At 35.7% G+C, this 19,820-nt stretch carries 21 protein-coding genes; 13 read left to right on the forward strand and 8 right to left on the reverse strand.

All coding sequences use genetic code 11. The annotated features are described in order from the left end of the window. Window positions 1-138 precede the first annotated feature (138 nt). Window positions 139-642 (forward strand): hypothetical protein, encoded by a 504-nt coding sequence (locus DF947_RS18915; protein ID WP_109931872.1) that lies wholly within the window; start codon window positions 139-141, stop codon window positions 640-642. A 13-nt stretch (window positions 643-655) separates the two neighbouring features. Further along, window positions 656-1,150 (forward strand): hypothetical protein, encoded by a 495-nt coding sequence (locus DF947_RS18920; RefSeq protein WP_109931874.1) that lies wholly within the window; start codon window positions 656-658, stop codon window positions 1,148-1,150. 68 nt (window positions 1,151-1,218) lie between these two features. Here DF947_RS18920 and DF947_RS18925 read toward each other — a convergent pair whose 3' ends face one another. The 3 genes from DF947_RS18925 to argS all read right to left on the reverse strand — a co-directional run bounded on the left by DF947_RS18925 (window position 1,219) and on the right by argS (window position 4,509). Then, window positions 1,219-1,869 carry a DNA-3-methyladenine glycosylase family protein gene (locus tag DF947_RS18925; RefSeq protein ID WP_109931876.1) on the reverse strand — a complete coding sequence of 217 codons (651 nt, stop codon included), beginning with the start codon at window positions 1,867-1,869 and terminating at the stop codon, window positions 1,219-1,221. Between the two features lie 6 nt (window positions 1,870-1,875). Continuing rightward, on the reverse strand, window positions 1,876-2,637 hold the full coding sequence (locus tag DF947_RS18930) for a sulfite exporter TauE/SafE family protein (RefSeq protein WP_109931878.1): 762 nt from the start codon (window positions 2,635-2,637) through the stop codon (window positions 1,876-1,878). A gap of 99 nt (window positions 2,638-2,736) precedes the next feature. Further along, entirely contained in the window at window positions 2,737-4,509 is a 1,773-nt protein-coding gene (argS, locus tag DF947_RS18935) for an arginine--tRNA ligase (RefSeq protein WP_109931880.1), read from the reverse strand. Between the two features lie 223 nt (window positions 4,510-4,732). Between argS and DF947_RS18940 the strand changes: the two genes are divergently transcribed. The 6 genes from DF947_RS18940 (at window position 4,733) to DF947_RS18965 (ending at window position 10,525) form a co-directional block, all read left to right on the forward strand. Continuing rightward, window positions 4,733-6,178: an arginine deiminase family protein gene (locus DF947_RS18940; protein WP_109931882.1), complete on the forward strand. Its 1,446-nt coding sequence runs from the start codon at window positions 4,733-4,735 to the stop codon at window positions 6,176-6,178. 105 nt (window positions 6,179-6,283) lie between these two features. Further along, window positions 6,284-7,198: a citrulline utilization hydrolase CtlX gene (gene ctlX, locus DF947_RS18945; RefSeq protein WP_240615422.1), complete on the forward strand. Its 915-nt coding sequence runs from the start codon at window positions 6,284-6,286 to the stop codon at window positions 7,196-7,198. Window positions 7,199-7,554: 356 nt separating this feature from the next. Continuing rightward, a complete protein-coding gene (locus DF947_RS18950; protein WP_109931884.1) occupies window positions 7,555-8,943 on the forward strand; it encodes an arginine decarboxylase in 1,389 nt (462 codons plus the stop codon). A gap of 98 nt (window positions 8,944-9,041) precedes the next feature. Beyond that, window positions 9,042-9,278, forward strand: coding sequence for a DUF433 domain-containing protein (locus DF947_RS18955; RefSeq protein WP_109931886.1), 237 nt, complete (start codon window positions 9,042-9,044; stop codon window positions 9,276-9,278). Further along, window positions 9,259-9,624, forward strand: a complete 366-nt coding sequence (locus DF947_RS18960) for a DUF5615 family PIN-like protein (RefSeq protein WP_109931888.1) — start codon at window positions 9,259-9,261, stop codon at window positions 9,622-9,624. The genes DF947_RS18955 and DF947_RS18960 overlap by 20 nt, the downstream gene beginning before the upstream one ends. A gap of 1 nt (window position 9,625) precedes the next feature. After that, window positions 9,626-10,525 carry a DUF72 domain-containing protein gene (locus DF947_RS18965; protein ID WP_109931890.1) on the forward strand — a complete coding sequence of 300 codons (900 nt, stop codon included), beginning with the start codon at window positions 9,626-9,628 and terminating at the stop codon, window positions 10,523-10,525. Between the two features lie 14 nt (window positions 10,526-10,539). Here the strand turns inward: DF947_RS18965 and DF947_RS18970 are convergent, their stop codons facing one another. Next, window positions 10,540-11,043 carry a DUF1579 domain-containing protein gene (locus tag DF947_RS18970; RefSeq protein ID WP_109931892.1) on the reverse strand — a complete coding sequence of 168 codons (504 nt, stop codon included), beginning with the start codon at window positions 11,041-11,043 and terminating at the stop codon, window positions 10,540-10,542. A gap of 99 nt (window positions 11,044-11,142) precedes the next feature. Here DF947_RS18970 and DF947_RS18975 point away from each other — a divergent pair, with 99 nt between their 5' ends. The 5 genes from DF947_RS18975 to DF947_RS18995 all read left to right on the forward strand — a co-directional run bounded on the left by DF947_RS18975 (window position 11,143) and on the right by DF947_RS18995 (window position 17,147). Then, the gene (locus DF947_RS18975; protein WP_109931894.1) at window positions 11,143-11,856 is read left to right on the forward strand and encodes a 3'-5' exonuclease; all 714 of its coding nucleotides are present in this window, start codon (window positions 11,143-11,145) and stop codon (window positions 11,854-11,856) included. Then, window positions 11,856-12,119 carry an Imm32 family immunity protein gene (locus DF947_RS18980; RefSeq protein ID WP_205940824.1) on the forward strand — a complete coding sequence of 88 codons (264 nt, stop codon included), beginning with the start codon at window positions 11,856-11,858 and terminating at the stop codon, window positions 12,117-12,119. The genes DF947_RS18975 and DF947_RS18980 overlap by 1 nt, the downstream gene beginning before the upstream one ends. Continuing rightward, the gene (locus DF947_RS18985; protein ID WP_109931896.1) at window positions 12,119-13,822 is read left to right on the forward strand and encodes an ABC transporter ATP-binding protein; all 1,704 of its coding nucleotides are present in this window, start codon (window positions 12,119-12,121) and stop codon (window positions 13,820-13,822) included. Before DF947_RS18980 ends, DF947_RS18985 begins: the two co-directional genes overlap by 1 nt. A gap of 166 nt (window positions 13,823-13,988) precedes the next feature. Then, the gene (gene rnr, locus DF947_RS18990; protein ID WP_109931898.1) at window positions 13,989-16,121 is read left to right on the forward strand and encodes a ribonuclease R; all 2,133 of its coding nucleotides are present in this window, start codon (window positions 13,989-13,991) and stop codon (window positions 16,119-16,121) included. A gap of 51 nt (window positions 16,122-16,172) precedes the next feature. Continuing rightward, entirely contained in the window at window positions 16,173-17,147 is a 975-nt protein-coding gene (locus DF947_RS18995; RefSeq protein WP_109931900.1) for a polyprenyl synthetase family protein, read from the forward strand. A gap of 53 nt (window positions 17,148-17,200) precedes the next feature. Here DF947_RS18995 and DF947_RS19000 read toward each other — a convergent pair whose 3' ends face one another. From DF947_RS19000 to DF947_RS19015, 4 genes are all read right to left on the reverse strand, one after another. Then, window positions 17,201-18,049, reverse strand: coding sequence for a hypothetical protein (locus DF947_RS19000; protein WP_109931902.1), 849 nt, complete (start codon window positions 18,047-18,049; stop codon window positions 17,201-17,203). 150 nt (window positions 18,050-18,199) lie between these two features. Further along, on the reverse strand, window positions 18,200-18,619 hold the full coding sequence (gene rpmA, locus DF947_RS19005) for a 50S ribosomal protein L27 (RefSeq protein WP_109931904.1): 420 nt from the start codon (window positions 18,617-18,619) through the stop codon (window positions 18,200-18,202). A 53-nt stretch (window positions 18,620-18,672) separates the two neighbouring features. Further along, window positions 18,673-18,984 carry a 50S ribosomal protein L21 gene (gene rplU, locus DF947_RS19010; RefSeq protein WP_025146774.1) on the reverse strand — a complete coding sequence of 104 codons (312 nt, stop codon included), beginning with the start codon at window positions 18,982-18,984 and terminating at the stop codon, window positions 18,673-18,675. A gap of 242 nt (window positions 18,985-19,226) precedes the next feature. Further along, window positions 19,227-19,727, reverse strand: a complete 501-nt coding sequence (locus DF947_RS19015; RefSeq protein WP_109931906.1) for a hypothetical protein — start codon at window positions 19,725-19,727, stop codon at window positions 19,227-19,229. Window positions 19,728-19,820: the final 93 nt, after the last annotated feature.

Consider the following 19,820-nt stretch of genomic DNA (forward strand, 5'->3'; position numbering starts at 1 on the left):
ACAGGTTAAATGATTACCCAGATAAAATTCGATCACACAGACAAAAAGTGCTTGTAAAAACAAGCACTTTTTTTATGCTTAAAATTTAATGTTGTAACAACTTGAAAAAACTAATCTCTAAAAGCCAAATGAATTATCATGGCAAAATTTATTAATTGGAAAAGAAACTGGCTGAGCTCGAAAATAGAACTTTTTGTAAATGGAATACAGAAAGGAGCAATTATTTTCAGCACATGGAGAAGTGATGCCGAATCGATATTTGAAGATAAGAACTATTTTTTTACAAACGTTGGATTCTGGCAATCTAAAACAAATGTGTATGATAAAAAGACAAATGAGCTTATTGCCATTATTACTTATGATAGCTGGAAATCAAAGGCTGTAATCAGCATGAAATCCGGCGAACAATTTGAGTGGAAATCTACTAATTTTTGGAAATCACAATTTGTAGTTTCCAACTATAAAGACGCCAACATCATTTACAACTCATCCTCAAACAGTGGATCAATATCCTCCGATACGGATGACAGCTTATTGATGATTACAGGTTTATTCATTAAACAAATTTACAACAAAAGAGGTGCTGCACTTGTTGCTTGTTTCGTGCCAATTATTATAGCTACAACATCAAGACATCATTAAATAATTTTTAAAAATGGAGCAAATTTTAAACTGGAGCAAAGGTACTTTCGATAGTAACTATCACGTACTAAAAGATGGCTTGCTTAGGTTTTCTTTAAATTTTAGCTCGTTAAAAAATTCTGCCATTGCAACTACCCAAAGTGGAATTTTTCTTTTAAAAAGTACGGGAATTGCAAACCCAGAAACTTTATTATTTAACAACAAGAACGAAGTTTTAGCCAAAATAACTTACGATTTGCTTGGTTTTAAAGCAAAAATCATCTTCAAATCTGGCGAACAGTTTGATTGGAGTTTTCAAAACAGCTGGTTAAGCAGATGGTCTTTAAATAATCATACCGATAAACAAATTCTCTTTAGCGCTTCAAGCGGAAGGGGAATGATCAACTCAAACGTAGATGATGATATGCTGGTTTTTTGCGGATTATTTATTCGAGAATATTTTGCTAGAATCCTTTTCGGTTTTATTATTGTTGTATTTATTCTATTAACAGGGAAGGGTATTTTTTAAGAATACAACAACAGATGATTTAAATTTCTGTTAAAGCAATAGATCCATCTTGCTAAAAGAACATCATTTTAGAACAATAATTTTTCTTTGTTTGGGGTCTTTCTTTGTTCAAGATAATAATGCCACAGAATCATTGTATAAATTGTACGGTAAGGTTTCTGTTCTGAAACTTTCTCAACAATCTCATCCCTGCTAATGTTCTTATCCAGTTTTTTCACCTGCTTTAAAGCATTCACCGCTGCCAAATCTCCAATGGGAAAAACATCAGAATGATGCAGTATAAAAATAAGATAAATATCTACCGTCCAATCTCCTATGCCTTTTACTGATTTTAATTGTTGCCGAATTTGATAATCATCCATAGATTCGAGCGATTTTAGAGACAGTTTGCCAGTAAGCAACTTTTCTGCAAGGTCTCTAACATAAACTGTTTTCTGTCGACTAAAATAACAGTTCCGCAGTTCTTCATCATTAAGTCCCAACAACTTTTCTGGCGTTATAATTTTTATTTTTTCTTTGAGCTTATTTAATGTTGCAAGTGCAGAGGCAAGCGAAACCTGTTGTTCTAAAATAATGTGAACCAAAGATTCAAAGGTATTTGGCCTCGACCAAAATGGTGGATATCCGTAGCGATCAAGAATCAATTTCAAATCACCGTCGATTTGGGCTAAACGATTGCAAATTTGATGAAGGCTTTCTTGATTAAAGGTTTCAAACATATCAAACTATTTAAGCAAATCGTAGGCAAACCTTAAAATCGTACCGAAAACAACGAGTAGAAAGAATATCCGAACAAATTTATTTCCTTTTAATAAGGCTAGTTTCGTACCAAAGTAAGCACCACCAATATTAAAAATTGCCATTGGGATGGCATACTGAAAAAGAATATGGCCTGTAGAACTGAAGTAAATAATGGCAGCTAAATTGGTGGCCATGTTTACAATTTTAGCATGGCCGCTGGCGCCAATAAAATCAAAACCTAAAACTGCAATAAAAACTAGAATCAAAAAAGAACCTGTTCCTGGCCCAATTAATCCATCGTAGAAACCGATTAATAAGCCAAATATTGCAGCCATCAAAACCTGTTTTTTTACCGAATGGTTTTTCTCTTGATGAATGCCAAACTGCTTATTGAAATACGTGTAAAGTGCAACCAGAATCAACACAACCAAAATGATTGGTTTAATAACCGAGTTATCAATCCGGCTTACCAAAAACGCACCCAAAAGTGCGGCAACAAATGCGGTACTGGCGCAAGCAGCTAATACTTTTAAGTTAAATTTTACTTGCTTAGAATACCTGAAAGCAGCCAACGTAGTACCTGCAATAGAAGGGATTTTTGTTGTTCCGAGCAATGTAGCTACAGGATAATGAGGTAAAATGAGCAAGGTGGCCGGAGTTTGCAATAAACCACCGCCACCTACAATAGCATCTATAAATCCAGCGGCAAAAGCAACAAGGCAAAGTAAAACCAGTTCATTAATCATTGATCATGATTTTCGGGATTAGAGAATTTTAAGATCATAGTTCTAATCTATTATTAGTTGAACTGAAACCTTCATTACCGTTGGTTTCAACCGACGGATTTACATCCTTTCTGGAGAAGTAATTCCCAAAATCAGCATGCCAGTATAAATCACATCTGCAGTTTTTTTACTTAGGTTTAAACGAAACTGTTTTTCATCGCCAGCTTCAGTCTTAACAATCGGCGGAACTTCATGATAAAATTTGTTAAATAGTTTAGCCAATTCGTATAAATAATTTGCCAAACTCGCCGGACTATAAGCTTTCGCTGCAGTGGCAATTTCTGATGGATATTTAGCCAAAAGAAGAATCATCTCCAACTCAACCTCAGAAATACCGACGAAATCTGCACCTGTCGAAGCAAATTGGTAATCGGCTTTACTCAACAAAGATTTGATCCTTGCATGTGTATATTGGATAAAAGGACCAGTGTTGCCTTGAAAATCTATACTCTCAGCAGGATTAAATAATAAACGTTTTTTAGGCTCTACTTTTAGTAAGAAATACTTTAAGGCACCTAAACCAATATTTTTATAAAGCTCTTCCTTTTCTTCGGTGGTAAAATCATTTATCTTACCAAGCTCTTCCGTTTTATCTTTTGCTGTGGTAATCATGCTTTCGATTAATTCATCAGCATCAACAACAGTTCCTTCACGGCTTTTCATCTTCCCGTTTGGCAAATCAACCATTCCGTACGATAAATGATATAAACCCTTTGCCCAGCTCTTACCTAATTTCTCCAGAATCAAAAACAGCACCTTGAAATGATAATCCTGTTCGTTGCCAACCACATAAATCGACTCATCCATATTGAAATCATCGTGTTTCATTTCAGCGGTTCCCAAATCCTGGGTAATGTAAACCGAAGTTCCATCAGCACGCAAAACCAGTTTTTGGTCTAAACCATCGGCCGTTAAATCGATCCATACAGAACCATCTTCCTTTTTAAAGAAAACGCCTTTTGCCAAACCTTCATCAACCGTATCTTTACCCAATAAATAGGTATTACTCTCATAATAGAACTTGTCGAAATCTACCCCTAAGTTTTTGTAAGTAACATTAAAACCTGCGTAAACCCATTCGTTCATGGTTCTCCAAAGCGTAACAACCACTTCATCGCCCTGCTCCCACTTCAAAAGCATTTGCTGTGCTTCCTTAATCAACGGTGCATTTTTCTTCGCTTCTTCTTCAGTTTGTCCTTCGGCTTTTAATGCTTCAATTTCTTTTTTATATTCCTTATCAAAAATTACATAGTATTTTCCAACCAAGTGGTCGCCCTTTAAGCCCGAGCTTTCTGGTGTTTCGCCATTTCCCCATTTTTGCCAGGCAAGCATCGATTTACAGATGTGAATGCCACGATCATTAACCAAGTTTACCTTAACCACATCGTAACCGTAAGCCTTAAGCAGTTCGGAAACCGAATAACCCAATAAATTATTACGAACATGGCCCAGGTGAAGTGGTTTATTGGTATTTGGCGAAGAATATTCTACCATTACCTTTTTACCATTGGATGGATAAACACCAAAATCAGAAGCTAAAATTTCTTCATTAAACTGATTTAAGAAATAACTTTCAGCAATGCTCAAGTTCAAAAAGCCCTTTACAACATTAAATTTAGTTACATTTTCTACGTTAGCCACCAAATACTCTCCAATTTCATTAGCGGTTTGTTCAGGCGATTTCTTAGATATTTTGGTAATCGGAAAAACAACAATCGTTGCCTGACCTTCAAATTCTTTACGGGTATCTTGTATGTTGATTACACTTTCGGCAACCTCCTCTTTATAAAGTTCGAGAATGGCTTTCTGTGTTTCGGCAATAATAAAATTCATGCGGTAAAATTAATGAAAAAAGTCGGAAAGTAGTTCGATAGTTGGAAGACCAATGTCCGAAGTTTGGTTACAGATCGAAATGGTTTTAAAGATCAGGGCTAAGGCGTAGTGGCTTAAATGTGTGTAAATAATTTATTGAGCAAATATAGTTTCAGTCTTTATCCTCGATACTTACTACTTGATACTATTCTAAAATTAAATAGCTTTGTACAACTAAATATTCATGAGCGAAGAAAATCAAAATTTTAAGGTGAACGTAAAAACCGAGATCGGTAGGTTGCGTAAATTGTTAATTCATAGTCCGGATAGTGGTTTGGGCAAAGTTGTTCCGTCCAAGGCACAAGATTGGCTTTTTGAAGATATTGTTCATTTAGATACCATCCGTAAAGGTGAATACGATTATTACATTAAACTTTTGATGTACTTTCTCGACCCCGAAAAAATCCAAGGAAAGCTCTCTAAAATAGATTCGGAAGAAGATAATCGTAATTTTTACAAACCCAATCATCCCGATTTTCATAATTCAAACTCGGTCATAGAGATTCAGAACTTATTAAGCGAAATGCTTGAAAACGAATCTATCCGTAAGAAATTGGTAGCTGCAGTTTGTGCTATAGAAGGTTGTACTTATAAAGTTCAGTTAGAATTAACCAATACCGACCCGAAACAATTGGCGGAGATTTTCATTTCTGGAACACTGGCCAACGACACGATGATTTTTGCACCGATTCCGAATTTAATTTTCACTCGGGATGTGGGTACAACCATCAATAACCACATTTTACTAAATAAGCCGGCCAAAAAAGCCCGCGTACGCGAAACACTCTTAATGCGCTATATTTTCTTCAACCACCCATTATTTGAAAATTATCGCAATAACATTTTAGAAATTCCTGATGTTACGATGCACTTTTTGCGCCCTGGCGATGAACCTGCATTTAGCACCACTTTAGAGGGTGGCGACGTGATGATGGTAAGCCCGAACCATGTGTTAATTGGCTGTAGTGAACGTACATCAGAACATGGCGCAAACGAGGCCATAAAATTATTGTTTGATAACGATGTTGTAGAAAAGGTTACGGTGGTAAAAATTCCAAGTAAACGCGACTACATGCACTTGGATACGGTTTTTACGCAAGTTAAGCGCAATACCTGGGTTATTTTGAATTCAATAGCGCATTCTCCAAAATATAACCCTTACGAACCAATTAATTTTTTAAAAGAACCCGAAAAATTAGAAGCTACTACAGCAATTCAATTTACAAAGGCCAATCCGCAGGAGCCTAAACATTTTGAACATGTTGAAGCTTTGTTGAATGATATTAGTCAGAACGATTTAAAAAGCACCGAACCAACAAAAATTATTTATAGCGGAAACAACACTTTTCCTTACGATTCGAGAGAGCAATGGACAGATTCTTGTAACCTGCTTGCAATTAAGGAAGGTGTGGTTTTAGGTTACGACAGAAACGATAAAACTGTTGATGCCTTTAGAGATGCTGGTTTTGATATTATTGATGTAAAAGATTTAATTCAGGATTTAGAAAGTGGCAAAGCCAATGCTGAAACCATTACCGACACCTTGATTTTAATGCCTTCGGCTGAATTATCTCGTGCCCGCGGTGGTTTCCACTGTATGAGTTTACCCATATTGAGAGACGATCTGTAGGAGGTTCATTAGTCATTGGTCCATTAGTCATTGGGTATGACGCATAAACTTTGAGCCAATGAACGAGTAACCTAATAAATTATTGACCATTGAACTATTAAACGAATGAGCCAAACAACCAACCACATCCTTATGATCCGCCCTGTTGATTTTAAATTCAACGAGCAAACGGCTGGAAACAATAAATTTCAGGTTGCATCCACCGAAACCAATGTGCAAAGCCTGGCTTTAAACGAGTTTGATGGTTTTGTTGATTTATTAAGAAAAAACGATGTTGATGTAACGGTTGTTGATGATATTTTGCAACCGGAAACACCCGATTCTATTTTTCCGAATAACTGGGTTTCCTTTCATGATGATGGTTCTGTTTTTTTGTACCCTATGTTTTCTGAAAACCGTAGGTTAGAACGCAGAAATGAAATATTAGAGGGATTAAAAGATAAATTTAAGGTAAACCACATTAGTGATATTAGTTTCTACGAACAGCAACATGCTTTTTTAGAAGGTACCGGAAGTATGGTTTTGGATAGGGTTAACAAAATTGCCTATGCTTGCTTAAGTGTTCGTACGGATGAAGAAGTATTGAATAATTTCTGCATGCTTACAGGTTATCACCCTATTGCGTTTCAGGCGATAGATGTATCCCGATTTCCTATTTACCATACAAATGTGATGATGTGCATTGGCGATAACTTCGCGGTTATTTGTATGGAGTCCATTCCAAATCCTGATGAAAAGGGAAAGGTTGCCTTAAGTTTGATAAATAGCGGAAAAGAAATAATCGAGATTTCGCTTGACCAAATGAACCGTTTTGCAGGCAACATGTTGCAGGTAGAAAATAATAAGGGAGAGCATTTACTTGTAATGTCTGAACAAGCTTACCTATCATTAAATGCGGAGCAAATAGCAAAGCTGGAAAAATATAGCATCATCATCTATGCCCCGATTTACACCATAGAAAAAAACGGTGGCGGTAGCGCAAGGTGCATGCTTGCTGAAATTCATTTGCCTTTGAAATAGCGTAGCTATTATCGCACATTCCATTTCTTTGCCGTCGGTTTCAACCGACGTTTATTAAAGTGGTTTGCTATTAAAACTTAAATAGTAGCACAAACCCGAATTTTTATAAACCTGATTGGAGCGGCATCCCCCGATTTTTCTTCGGGGATACAGCGGAAAGCAGGACTGAAATTTACCAAATGTACAGAACCCTGCTTTTCAAGTAAAAATCTTACTTATACCTATCTTTCCTTCTCAAAACTATTCCACTAAAAAATTTGTCTTAAGTGCAACCGTTGCTCTACAGTAAAAATATTCTCAATACCGATTAATTCTCGATTTAAAATTACATTTTTGCAAAAATTATTTAAAAGTAAATGCAGAGTTACTCAGAATTTCTTGATCTAAGTGTTGGCTTTCCGCAGGAAGGTTTCGATGTTATAGATGATGAATTATATTTTCAGGATTTAAACCTGATGGAAATGATTGAAACCTACGGTACTCCCCTACGTTTCACATACTTACCAATGGTGAGCAAGAAGATTCAACAAGCGAAGATTCTTTTCCAAACTGCCATTTTAAAAAACAATTATCGTGGCGATTATAAGTATTGCTATTGCACAAAAAGCTCGCACTTTAAACATATTGTAGAAGAAGCGCTTAAAAATAATATCCATTTAGAAACATCATCGGCTTTTGATATGCCAATGGTTGATGCTCTAGAGAAAAAAGGCCATTTAACCAAGGATACAACCATTATTTGCAACGGTTTTAAAACCTATCAGTACAAGCAGTATATTATTGATATGTTGCATGATGGCTATAAAAACATTATTCCGATACTGGATAACAAAGAAGAGTTTAACCTTTTTGATGATGAGGTGGATATTGATACGCCTTGTAATTTAGGAATAAGAATTGCTGCAGAGGAACAACCGGATTCTCAATTCTATACTTCGCGTTTGGGTGTGCGTATGGAAGATATTATTGATTTTTACAACAATAAAATCGTTCACAATCCGAATTTTCGTGTCAAGTTATTGCACTTTTTCATTAATTCTGGCATTACCGATTCGCCATATTATTGGAATGAGTTAGAGAAATATGTAACGCTTTATTGCAAGTTTAAAAAAATTAATCCAGATTTAGATACCCTTGATATTGGTGGTGGTATGCCATTTAAAGATTCATTGGTTTTTGATTTCGATTACGAATACATGGTTAACGAAATTGTAAAAAGGATTAAAGAAATTTGTGCCATCCACGATGTGATGGAACCCGATATTATTACCGAATTTGGTAAATACACGGTTGCTGAAGCATCAGGAATTTTATATAAAGTTTTAGGTCGTAAACAACAAAACGACCGCGAGCGTTGGTTAATGCTGGATGGTTCTTTTATTACAAACTTACCAGATGTTTGGGCGCTCAATCAAAAATACATTTTGTTACCAATTAATAATTGGGATGCTGAATATGAGCGTGTGAACCTTGGTGGAATTACCTGCGATGGTCAGGATTATTACAACCAGGAGGCGCATATGAACAGTGTATTTATGCCGAAAACGCGTAAGGTACAATATCTAGGTTTCTTTCATACAGGTGCTTATCAAGAGGTTTTAAGTGGTTATGGTGGCATTCATCATTGTTTATTGCCAAGTCCGAAACATGTTTTAATTCGAAGAAACCGGGATGAAAGTTTCAATTTTGAAGTTTTTGGAGAAGAACAGAATAGTAAGCAGGTTTTGAAGATTTTGGGTTATTAACCCCTAAATCCCCCAAAGGGGACTTCAAGGTTTAAACATATAGCGCTGAGTATTTTCACTTAGCGCTTTTTTTATATTATAATTTGTATATTTAATATATGAAAAGTCAGGAAAGTAAATTACTAGAAAGAATTACATTCATCCCTGGACTAATGGGTGGCAAGCCCACAATTAGAGGCAATCGATTTACCGTAATTGATATTCTCGAAATGTTATCGTCAGGAATGACAAATAAAGAAATTTTAGAGGAACATCCCATCCTCGAAGCTGATGATATAAAGGCCGCATTGGTCTTTAGTACAAAACAACTCAGGGATGAATACATTTACGAATGATTGGGAATTTTGGTTAGATGAAAACATTTCTCCAATTATCGCCAAATGGCTAATGGAAGAAATTAATATAAAATGTATTTCATTTCATTTCCTTAAATTGAATAAAACATCAGATATTGAAGTTTACAATCTTGCCCGAAGCAAAGAAAAGGTCATTGTCATATCAAAAGATTCTGATTTTCCTGAACTTGTTGCATGGAAAGGAACACCCCCAAAAGTAATTTTCCTTAAATTTGGTAATTGTTCAAACAAAAAGTTTTACGAAAAATTAAAAAGTAAAATTTATGATGCTATGGAGGAACTTATCTATGGGGATTTGGATATATTTGAAATAAATAAAGATTAATATGCAATTCGGTAAAGTAGACGACCCTTCAATTATAGATTTTACACTTCCTGCTGATGCTCCACAAACGGAAGCCATTTTAAAAGCCAATAAACCTAAACAGAATTTTCAGGCTTATGTAGGCTGCGCAAAATGGAACAAAGCAGATTTGAAAGGTTTCTATCCCAAAGGCACAAAAGATGAATTAACTTATTACTCTACTCAGTTTAATTCCATTGAGCTTAATGCCACTTTCTACGGCATGCCAAGCAGTGAGCAAGTAATTACCTGGACTCAAAAAACACCTGCAGATTTTAAATTTTTTCCAAAATTAACCAATACGATTAGTCATTTTAAAAGACTGATTAATGTTAAGGAACCTGTTGAGCAGTACTGTGATGCAATTAGCAATTTTGAAGATAAACTTGGTATGGCGTTTCTTCAATTACATGATAATTTCAAACCAAAAGATTTTGAAAGATTAAAAATTGTAATCTCAGAATTCCCAAAAGTAATTCCGCTAGGTGTTGAAGTAAGAAACGGTGAATGGTTTTCGAATGCTGCAATTGCAAATGAATTTGCACAATTATTTGAAGATAACGGAATTACAAATATTATTGTGGATACTGCTGGGCGAAGAGATATGTTGCACATGCGATTAACCACACCTACTGCATTTGTTAGATTTGTTGGTGCTAATGTTGATGAAATTGACAAAAAACGCCTGGATGACTGGATCGAAAGAATAGTGGAATGGAAAAATCAAGGACTGGAAAATTTATACTTTTTTGTTCATCAGAATGTGGAGCTTTCATCGCCTTTGTTTTCTGCATATTTCACAGAAAAGTTAAACAAAGCCGTTGGAACTGATTTAAAGATTCCTGTAATGGCCAATGGTAATACCCCACCAACATTATTTTAATATCTATTAAATCCTTATAATACAACTCTTTTGTAAATTGTTTCTGTTGCCTTAGCTTCTTCACCCTCTGGCGAAATATTATAAGCAGTCAAAATAATCTCATTATCACTTACAATTTCGAGTGTGGTTCTCCATCCCCAAAGCTGGTCGCCATATTCAGGACTACCATATGTACCAAGAATTGAAAAACCTTTCTCTGTCGCATTGCCACTCGAAAGCATAATTTGAGTTCCCATATGGAAACTATCTATCCAACTTGCCGTAAATTTCTGATATGGAATATCGAATCCAATAATCATTTTACCTTCAAAAACCTTTCCATCCAAACTCCCATCATAATCAAAAGAAATAAAACGATTGCCCAAAATAGCAGAAACAACGGCTTTCGAGGCCGATTCATCTGATAAGACATCTGCTTCAAACCAAGTTTTGGTATTGCCTTTCCATTCGCCTATTAAGTTTAGAAGTTGCTTGTGTGGGCCATCTTCTAATGATTGTTCAAATTTACTTTTAGCCATATTCAAATCTATAAAATTCTATGGTATTAAGAGCTTATCTATTTAGGATGAAAATTGATAATTCTTATTTGGTTATTTAGAAAATTAGTATCTTGTTTTATGCTAAAAAGTCTAGATTTAAGTCAGGTAATGGTTATCGATATCGAGACTGTTCCTCAATACGCCTCATTTAATGATGTTCCGCCTCACCTTCAGGAACTTTGGGAATTAAAAACCCATTTTCAAAGATCTTCAGACCAAAGCGCAGAGGAATTTTACGAAAAGGCTGGTATTTTAGCAGAATTTGGCAAAATCATCTGCATTAGTTTAGGGATTTTCAGCTATCAGGACAAAGCTTATTCATTAAGAATAAAATCGATCTACGGTGATGATGAAAAGGAAATTTTAGAACAGTTCGCTATGCTTTTAGAAAAACAGGTACCGACACTAATGTTTTGCGCACACAATGGAAAGGAATTCGATTATCCATATTTATGCAGAAGATTATTGATCAATGGCATAGAAATTCCAAGTCAACTGCAAATTTCTGGCAAAAAACCTTGGGAAGTAAATCACTTAGATACTATGGAGCTGTGGAAATTCGGCGATTATAAGCACTATACTTCTTTAAATTTATTGGCAGCAATTTTAAACATTCCTACGCCTAAAGATGATATTGACGGAAGTCAGGTAAGGCAGGTTTATTACGAAGAGCAAAACCTCGATAGAATTGTAACCTATTGTCAGAAAGATGTAGTTACAACAGCACAAGTGTTATTAAAGTTTAAAGGGATGGATATAATTTCAGCCGAAAACATTACAATTGTAGCGTAATGATGATTGAATTAAAATTAAACATCCCTACATACAGTTCGGAAAAAGGATTACCATATAATTGGGAGGATGGATTTTCAATTAAAACAGAAATAATTGAGAATCAAATACAGGTCAAAGCCAACAAAGCTGGCTTAATATCCCTTGCAAAACAATTGCTTTTGTTGGCACAAGATGAGTCTCCCGTAGGATGTCACTATCATTTTGATGAATACAATAGTTTAGAAGGTGGCTCTAAAGAAATTATTATTTCAAAAATTTAATGTTAAACGTAGAAGACCTAAGTATCGATTTTTATAATCAGGATGAAAAATCTTGGTTCAAAGCCGTAAAAAAAATCAGTTTTAATGTTAAAAAAGGTACAGTTTTGGGCATTGTTGGCGAGTCTGGTTCAGGGAAATCAGTAACTTCTTTTTCTATTATGCGTTTGCATGATGAAAGGTCAGCAAAAATTACCGGCGATATCAATTTCGAAAACATCAGCTTGCTAAATTTAAGCTCGAACGAGATCAGACAGTTTAGAGGAAATCAGATTTCGATGATTTTTCAGGAGCCAATGACTTCTTTAAACCCCGTTTTTACCTGTGGCGAGCAGGTTGCAGAAGCTATTATTTTACATCAAAAAGTAAGCAAAGTCGAAGCAAAAAAACAAACCATCGCTCTGTTTAACGAAGTACAATTACCAAGACCCGAAAAAATATTCGAAAGTTATCCGCATCAAATTTCTGGTGGACAAAAGCAAAGGGTTATGATTGCAATGGCACTGAGCTGTAATCCAAAACTCTTGATTGCTGATGAGCCCACTACAGCATTAGATGTCACTGTTCAGAAAACTATTCTTCAATTGTTGCTTAAGCTAAAAGAAGAAAGAAATATGGCTATGATTTTTATCTCGCACGATTTAGGCGTGGTGAATGAAATTGCTGATGAGGTAGCCGTAATGTATAAAGGCGAAATTGTAGAACAGGGATTAGCACAATCCATCTTCGAGAACCCTCAGCATCCCTACACAAAAGGATTGTTGGCCTGTCGCCCATCCCCTGCTCTTCAATTAAAAAAACTACCAGTTGTTGCCGATTTTCTTACTGGCGAAATTAAGGATGCTTCCGCTCATCTACAGGCTTCGAACCAAATAACAAGCGATGAAATTGCCTTAAGAAGAAGTAAATTATATGAGCAAAAACCCTTACTACAGGTCAAAAACCTATGTAAGTGGTATCCAATAAATAACGGTTTTTTTGGTAAAACAACAGATTTTGTAAAAGCGGTTGATCAATTAAATTTCGAGGTTTTCCCAGGTGAAACATTAGGCTTGGTTGGAGAATCAGGTTGTGGAAAAACAACCTTGGGGAGAACAATTTTGCGGTTAATTGAGCCAACATCTGGTAATATTATTTTTAATGGTCAAGACATTACAAAGATTGGCAAGGCAGAACTAAGGAAACTCAGAAAAGATATCCAAATCATTTTTCAAGATCCTTATGCCTCCTTAAATCCTAAGCTAAGTATTGGCCAATCTATTCTTGAACCTCTACAGGTTCATAATCTTTTTAACAATGATGCGAATAGAAAAAAAAGAGTTTTAGAATTACTGGAGAAAGTTGGTTTAAAAGGAGAGCATTTTAACCGTTATCCGCACGAGTTTAGCGGAGGCCAGCGTCAACGCGTTGTAATTGCAAGGGCATTGGCGCTAGAACCTAAATTTATCATTTGTGATGAATCGGTATCCGCTCTGGATGTTTCTGTTCAAGCTCAAGTACTTAACTTGCTCCGAGATCTTCAAAGAGAATTTGGATTAACCTATATCTTTATCTCGCATGATTTGGCTGTGGTTAAACACATTTCAGATAGAATTTTAGTTATGAATAAAGGAAAAATCGAAGAAGAAGGCTTTTCAGAACAAATTTTTTATGCGCCAAAGGCAGATTATACCAAGAAATTAATTGACGCCATTCCGGGCACGTAAGGTAAATGTATTATGTAAGGTGGGTGATGGATGGTTTTGCCACTCTATCCCCCGTTTTTTAACTTTTTAATTTTACATACATTTCCGTCATTCATCATCCATTTTCCATCTTACATTAACCATCCTTTACATCTTTTCTGTATCTTCGATAAATTGAGTTTAGCGTATGGCAAAGAAAAAATCTGCAAATATAAAATTAGTTCTGAATCAACTTGTTAGCGATGTTTTTGAAAAAAATAGCAATCAGGTACTTAACTACAAACAGGTTTCTGCCAAACTTAATCTTAATGATCAGGAATCTAGAGAAACCATTCTAGAAATCTTAAAAGAAGGTAAAGGTGCAGGCATTTATCTTGAGCCTGAAAAAGGAAAATTTAAATTGAAAGACCTTCAAAACTTTATCATCGGTCGGGTTGATATGACTGCAGATGGTTCTGCCTATATCGTTCCTGAAGATGAATTTGAGAAAGATGTTTTTGTTGCGCCCAGAAAACTTAAAAATGCCCTTCATGGCGATACCGTTAAAGCATATGTTTTCGCTAAAAAAAGCGGTCGTAAAAACGATGGCGAAGTTATCGAAATCATCAAAAGAGCAAAATCCGACTTTACTGGCGTAATTAAAATATCCGATCGTTTTGCTTTTGTAATTGCTGATGACAAGAAAATGATGCACGATATTTTTGTGCCTCTTGCTGATATTCTTGGTGCAAAAAATGGTCAGCGGGTTTTGGTTTCCTTAACAGATTGGCCAGAAGGCGCAAAAAATCCAATTGGTGTTGTTAAGCATGTATTGGGCGATCAGGGTGAGAACAATACCGAAATGAATGCCATTTTGGCTCAATATGGTTTTCCATTATCGTTTCCTCCACAGGTAGAAAAAGAAGCCAATGCAATTCCAGAAGAAATTCCAGCAGATGAGATTGCCAAACGTAAGGATTTTAGAAAAGTATTAACTTTTACGATAGATCCAGCTGATGCAAAAGACTTTGATGACGCAATTTCTTATCAGAAGTTAGCAAATGGAAACCATGAAATTGGTGTCCATATTGCAGATGTTTCTCATTATGTAATTCAGGGAACAGAGCTGGACAAGGAAGCTTACAGCCGTGCAACATCAGTTTATTTGGTAGATCGGGTAATTCCAATGCTTCCAGAAAGATTGAGTAATGGCGTGTGTTCACTTCGTCCGCATGAAGATAAACTTTGTTTCGCAGCTGTTTTTGAATTGGATGAACAGGCAAATATTGTTAACGAATGGTATGGCAGAACGGTAATTCATTCGGATAGAAGATTTAGCTATGAAGAAGCTCAAGAAGTAATCGAAACTAAAGTAGGAGATTATGCAAAAGAAATTGAAAAACTGAATGAACTCGCTTACATATTACGCGATCGTAAATTTAAAAATGGGGCAATCAGTTTCGAAAGCACCGAAGTTAAGTTTAAATTGGACGAATCTGGAAAACCTATTGGTGTATATGTTAAGGAGCGTAAAGATGCCCATAAGCTCATTGAAGATTATATGCTTCTTGCAAACAGAAAAGTGGCAGAATACGTAGCTAAAAAGGTAAAAGGAGAAAAGAAACTTACATTCGTTTATCGAGTTCACGATTCTCCAAATATGGAAACCTTAAATACTTTTGCAACTTTTGCTTCTAGATTTGGTTACAAAATCAATACAAAATCTGATAAGGAAATCGCAAAGTCGTTAAATTATTTAATGGCTGATGTTGAGGGCAAAAAAGAACAAAATATTTTAACCTCACTGGCCATTCGCTCAATGGCGAAGGCAATTTATACCACTAAGAAAACCAGTCATTACGGATTGGCTTTTGAATACTACACGCACTTTACCTCGCCCATTCGCCGATATCCCGATGTGATGGCACATCGCTTACTCCAAACTTACCTTGATGGCGAAAAATCTGCTGATGCAGAATTTTACGAGGTTGCCTCAGCCCATTCTTCCGCTATGGAAAAAAGAGCTGCTGAAGCCGAAAGAGCATCTATTAAATACAAACAGGCAGAATATCTAGAAAACAATATTGGTTCTGTTTACAAAGGCATTATTTCGGGCGTAACCGAATGGGGCATGTATGTAGAAATAGAAGAAAATAAATGCGAGGGAATGATTCGCTTACGAGATATTTCCGATGATTTTTATGTACTGGATGAAAAAAACTACTGCATTGTAGGACAAAGAAAAAAGAAAAAATACCAATTAGGTGATGAAGTAATGATTAGAGTGAAGAAAGTTGATCTTTCTAAACGCCAGATAGATTTTACCCTAATTCCCGATTAAATATTAAAACCATTTGTGCTTATAGGCACAGCGTTACCGCAACCATTTTACATGCAAACAATAGAACAGCTCCAAAAACTTTTAGAAACAGCAATAAAAAATCTTAAGTTCCCAGATCAGCCAAAACAGCTTTACGATCCGATAACCTATATTATAAATCTTGGCGGAAAACGGATTCGCCCACTATTGGTATTGATGGCAACCGAACTTTTCGGAAAGGATGCCATCAATTCGATCCACGCGGCAATGGCTATAGAAGTTTTTCACAATTTCACCTTAGTACACGATGATATTATGGATAATGCACCATTACGTAGAGGCCAGGCAACCGTACACGAAAAATGGAGTACGAATACAGCAATTCTAAGTGGGGACGTGATGATGGTTGAAGCAAACAAAAATCTGGCTAAAGTTAATCCAATCTTTTTGAAAGATGTTTTGGATACTTTTAATGCTACTGCACAGGGTGTTTGCGAAGGCCAACAGTTGGACATGGAATTTGAGCAGCGAGATGATGTAGGTATTGATGAATACATCAACATGATCCGTTTAAAAACCGCTGTTTTATTGGGTGGAGCTTTAAAATTAGGCGCTATTATAGCTGGTGCCTCAGAGAAAGATGCCGATTTAATCTATCAATTTGGAGAGAACATTGGAATTGCCTTTCAGCTTCAAGATGATATTTTGGATGTTTATGCAGATCCAGAAAAATTTGGAAAACAGGTTGGTGGCGATATCATTGCCAATAAAAAAACATTCCTTTTGCTAAAAGCATTTGAGCTGGCCAATGGCGAAATTAAGCATACACTTAAAACTTGGACCGATTACAGAGAATTTGATAGCAAAGAAAAAGTAGAGGCTGTTAAAGGTGTTTACGATGCTTTGGGTATTCAGAATATTGCTAAGGAAAGCATGAACAATTACTTGGATAAGGCTTTGAAAGTATTTGCACAAATAAATGTTAGTGAAAACGCTAAATCAAATCTTTTAGCTTTAACAACACAATTAATGGCTAGAGAGTATTAAAAAAAAGCAGGCTCTAATTTTAGAACCTGCTCATATACATGTTGTTTTTTGGGTTAAGCTTTTGCTAGTTTAAATTTGATCCAGAAATCAGATGATTTACTTTCATTTCCACTACCTTCTGGTGGTCGCTGACCGCCACGGCCACCACCCATACCTCCGGCCATTTTTCCGCCACCGCCCATTCCTCCACCATGACCTCCGCCCATACCACCTCTACCTCCAGGTTTACCGCCACCTTCGGCACCGCCTTCTCTTTTAAAGTTAGATTTTTCTGGTGAATTGATTTTGATGTTATAAACAAGAGGTTTTTTCATTTCCGGATCTACCTGTAATTGTGCAAGTGGAATACTGATTTCATAAATTAAATCCCGGTTAGGCTTAATGGTCATACCTGCTTCAATGCCATAATTATTTTCAAGCGGTAAATCACCGTCCGAAATATTTTTAAAACCAGAAACTCGGATCGTTTTGTTCATTCCTGTAAAATCATGTGGCAACTCTCCTCTCTTTTCTGAAGGCATTTTAGTTAATTCCTTTTTAGGCGATTCTCCATCTTTTGGCATTGGTGGCCTTTCCATTAATGGAAAAACAAGATTGATTCCGGTTTTCTTTTTGCCTTCCGTATTTATGTTTAAGGTTATACCGCCTCTTAAAACACTGAATGTAGTTTGGGGATCAAGCGATTCGATAACTATGTATAAGTTCTTATCATCGTTTGCCAGGGCAAAAGCAAGCTTGGTATCGGTATTGTATTCATTTAACGGTTCATTCCATTCGCTTGAGATTCCGTCAGCTTTAAACGGTTTCGTCATTCGCATATTATCTTCAACTTCTTGGGCTTTTAAAGTAGATAATCCAACAAAAGAGTAAACTATGGCAAGGCAAAGTACTTTAATATTCATCGCAATTGTTTGTGTTATTAATTGCGCTAATGTATTATGATGCTTTGTTAAAAAATGTTATTTAACAGATTTTAACGGTGTAAAAAAAGTGGTACAAAAAAAGGCTTCCTGAAATAAATCAGAAAGCCTTTTCTATAATTTTAATACTAATTATTCTGCTGGTGCAGCTTCTTCAGTAGTTTCTTCTTTTTTGGTTGCTTTTTTAGCAGGTGCTTTTTTAGCTACTGGTGCTTCTTCAGCAACAACTTCTTTAGCTACAGCTTCTTTTTTAACTGCTGGTGCTTTCTTTACTGGTTCTGCAACAACTTCAGTTTCAACATAAGGAAGAATTGAAACGTAAGATTTGTTATCAGCTTTTTTTCTAAAAACTACAGTACCATCAACCAAAGCAAATAAAGTATGATCTTTACCAATACCAACACCTTTATCTGGGTGATGTTTTGTACCGCGTTGACGTACTAAAATGTTTCCTGCGATAGCTAATTGACCACCGAAAACTTTAATACCTAAACGCTTACTATGCGATTCACGTCCGTTTTTCGAACTACCGGCTCCTTTTTTGTGTGCCATGATTTTATATTTTTTTCAATCTCTAAAAAGAGAATGATTGGGTTAACAATTAATTATAGAGTGATGTCAGAAATCTGAATCTTAGTGAAAAACTGGCGATGACCATTTTTCTTTTTGTAACCTTTTCTACGTTTTTTGTGGAAAATAATTACTTTATCACCTTTTAAATGAGATACGATCTTAGCTGAAACTTTAGCACCTTTAACTGCAGGAGCTCCTACAGTGATTGCACCACCATTATCAACCAACAATACATTATCAAATTCAATACTAGCGCCTTCATCTCCTTGCAATCTGTGTACAAAAAGGTGCTGGTCTTTAGCAACTTTAAATTGCTGTCCTGCTATATTTACTATTGCGTACATTGTTTAAATATTAGTTTTATAATTTTTATTTAACGAGGTGCAAATATAGAACAAATACTATTAACACACAAACACATATTGAAAATATTTTCGGGATAATTTCTACTGCGTATCTTCTGCACCGAATGCCTTACTTTCAAAAAGGAAAAGGCATTAAGAAAATGCCAAGTTTTACATTTTCTCAATGCCCATAATATTTAATGGACTATAAAATCTATATTACGGAGAGATGCTGAATTAACCTACTTTCCGCTTCTTTTCTCAGCTTGATTAATGGTTTCTTCTATTACTTTTCTCATTTGAACCGCTGCGTCCAAAAGTTTTGGATTTCCATCAAAATCGCCATACAGAACAACGTGCTTTGATTTTTCCTTATAATTAAAGGTCATATCGTAACGCGGAACCGCCATAGATTTTGCACTTTTTTTGCCAATGGTATCGGGAAAATTCCAAAGACCAATTTCGTTTGCCTTACTATGCATGAAAAGGATATCGTCGCTTTTTAGGAAAACCTGTTTTTTAACTGTCGAATCCTGAGCATTCACATATTGGTAATCGCCAGTAACCGAGTTGTAGTGATTCTCCAAAGTATCTTTTACGCCCCAACTAAACTGCATAGATACAAAATCATTTTTGCGGAAAGGTGCATTCTGAATGATTGGTTTATAATAAATGTAACAGTAAATAATCATCGGAACGATGATGGAAAGCGCTAAGAATATTTTTTTTCCTTTGTTCGACACGGAAATAACTATTGAATAAGTGAATAATTAAGTTTATTGTTTTAAAGACTACAAAGCTTAAAAATTTAATTGATGTTCTAAACATCCTAAAAT

Source organism: Pedobacter paludis (genome assembly GCF_003173575.1).
Taxonomy (GTDB): Bacteria; Bacteroidota; Bacteroidia; order Sphingobacteriales; family Sphingobacteriaceae; genus Pedobacter; species Pedobacter paludis.

Coding starts and splice junctions, on each gene's coding strand:
- ctlX (WP_240615422.1), top strand. CDS start 6,284: ATGAGCCAAACAACCAACCACATCCTTATGATCCGCCCTGTTGATTTT.
- DF947_RS18930 (WP_109931878.1), bottom strand. CDS start 2,637: ATGATTAATGAACTGGTTTTACTTTGCCTTGTTGCTTTTGCCGCTGGA.
- DF947_RS18965 (WP_109931890.1), top strand. CDS start 9,626: ATGCAATTCGGTAAAGTAGACGACCCTTCAATTATAGATTTTACACTT.
- DF947_RS19000 (WP_109931902.1), bottom strand. CDS start 18,049: ATGAATATTAAAGTACTTTGCCTTGCCATAGTTTACTCTTTTGTTGGA.
- DF947_RS18915 (WP_109931872.1), top strand. CDS start 139: ATGGCAAAATTTATTAATTGGAAAAGAAACTGGCTGAGCTCGAAAATA.
- DF947_RS18985 (WP_109931896.1), top strand. CDS start 12,119: ATGTTAAACGTAGAAGACCTAAGTATCGATTTTTATAATCAGGATGAA.
- DF947_RS18975 (WP_109931894.1), top strand. CDS start 11,143: ATGCTAAAAAGTCTAGATTTAAGTCAGGTAATGGTTATCGATATCGAG.
- DF947_RS18960 (WP_109931888.1), top strand. CDS start 9,259: ATGAATACATTTACGAATGATTGGGAATTTTGGTTAGATGAAAACATT.
- DF947_RS18920 (WP_109931874.1), top strand. CDS start 656: ATGGAGCAAATTTTAAACTGGAGCAAAGGTACTTTCGATAGTAACTAT.
- DF947_RS18970 (WP_109931892.1), bottom strand. CDS start 11,043: ATGGCTAAAAGTAAATTTGAACAATCATTAGAAGATGGCCCACACAAG.
- DF947_RS18950 (WP_109931884.1), top strand. CDS start 7,555: ATGCAGAGTTACTCAGAATTTCTTGATCTAAGTGTTGGCTTTCCGCAG.
- argS (WP_109931880.1), bottom strand. CDS start 4,509: ATGAATTTTATTATTGCCGAAACACAGAAAGCCATTCTCGAACTTTAT.
- DF947_RS18955 (WP_109931886.1), top strand. CDS start 9,042: ATGAAAAGTCAGGAAAGTAAATTACTAGAAAGAATTACATTCATCCCT.
- DF947_RS18940 (WP_109931882.1), top strand. CDS start 4,733: ATGAGCGAAGAAAATCAAAATTTTAAGGTGAACGTAAAAACCGAGATC.
- rnr (WP_109931898.1), top strand. CDS start 13,989: ATGGCAAAGAAAAAATCTGCAAATATAAAATTAGTTCTGAATCAACTT.
- DF947_RS18980 (WP_205940824.1), top strand. CDS start 11,856: ATGATGATTGAATTAAAATTAAACATCCCTACATACAGTTCGGAAAAA.
- DF947_RS18925 (WP_109931876.1), bottom strand. CDS start 1,869: ATGTTTGAAACCTTTAATCAAGAAAGCCTTCATCAAATTTGCAATCGT.
- rpmA (WP_109931904.1), bottom strand. CDS start 18,619: ATGGCACACAAAAAAGGAGCCGGTAGTTCGAAAAACGGACGTGAATCG.
- DF947_RS18995 (WP_109931900.1), top strand. CDS start 16,173: ATGCAAACAATAGAACAGCTCCAAAAACTTTTAGAAACAGCAATAAAA.
- rplU (WP_025146774.1), bottom strand. CDS start 18,984: ATGTACGCAATAGTAAATATAGCAGGACAGCAATTTAAAGTTGCTAAA.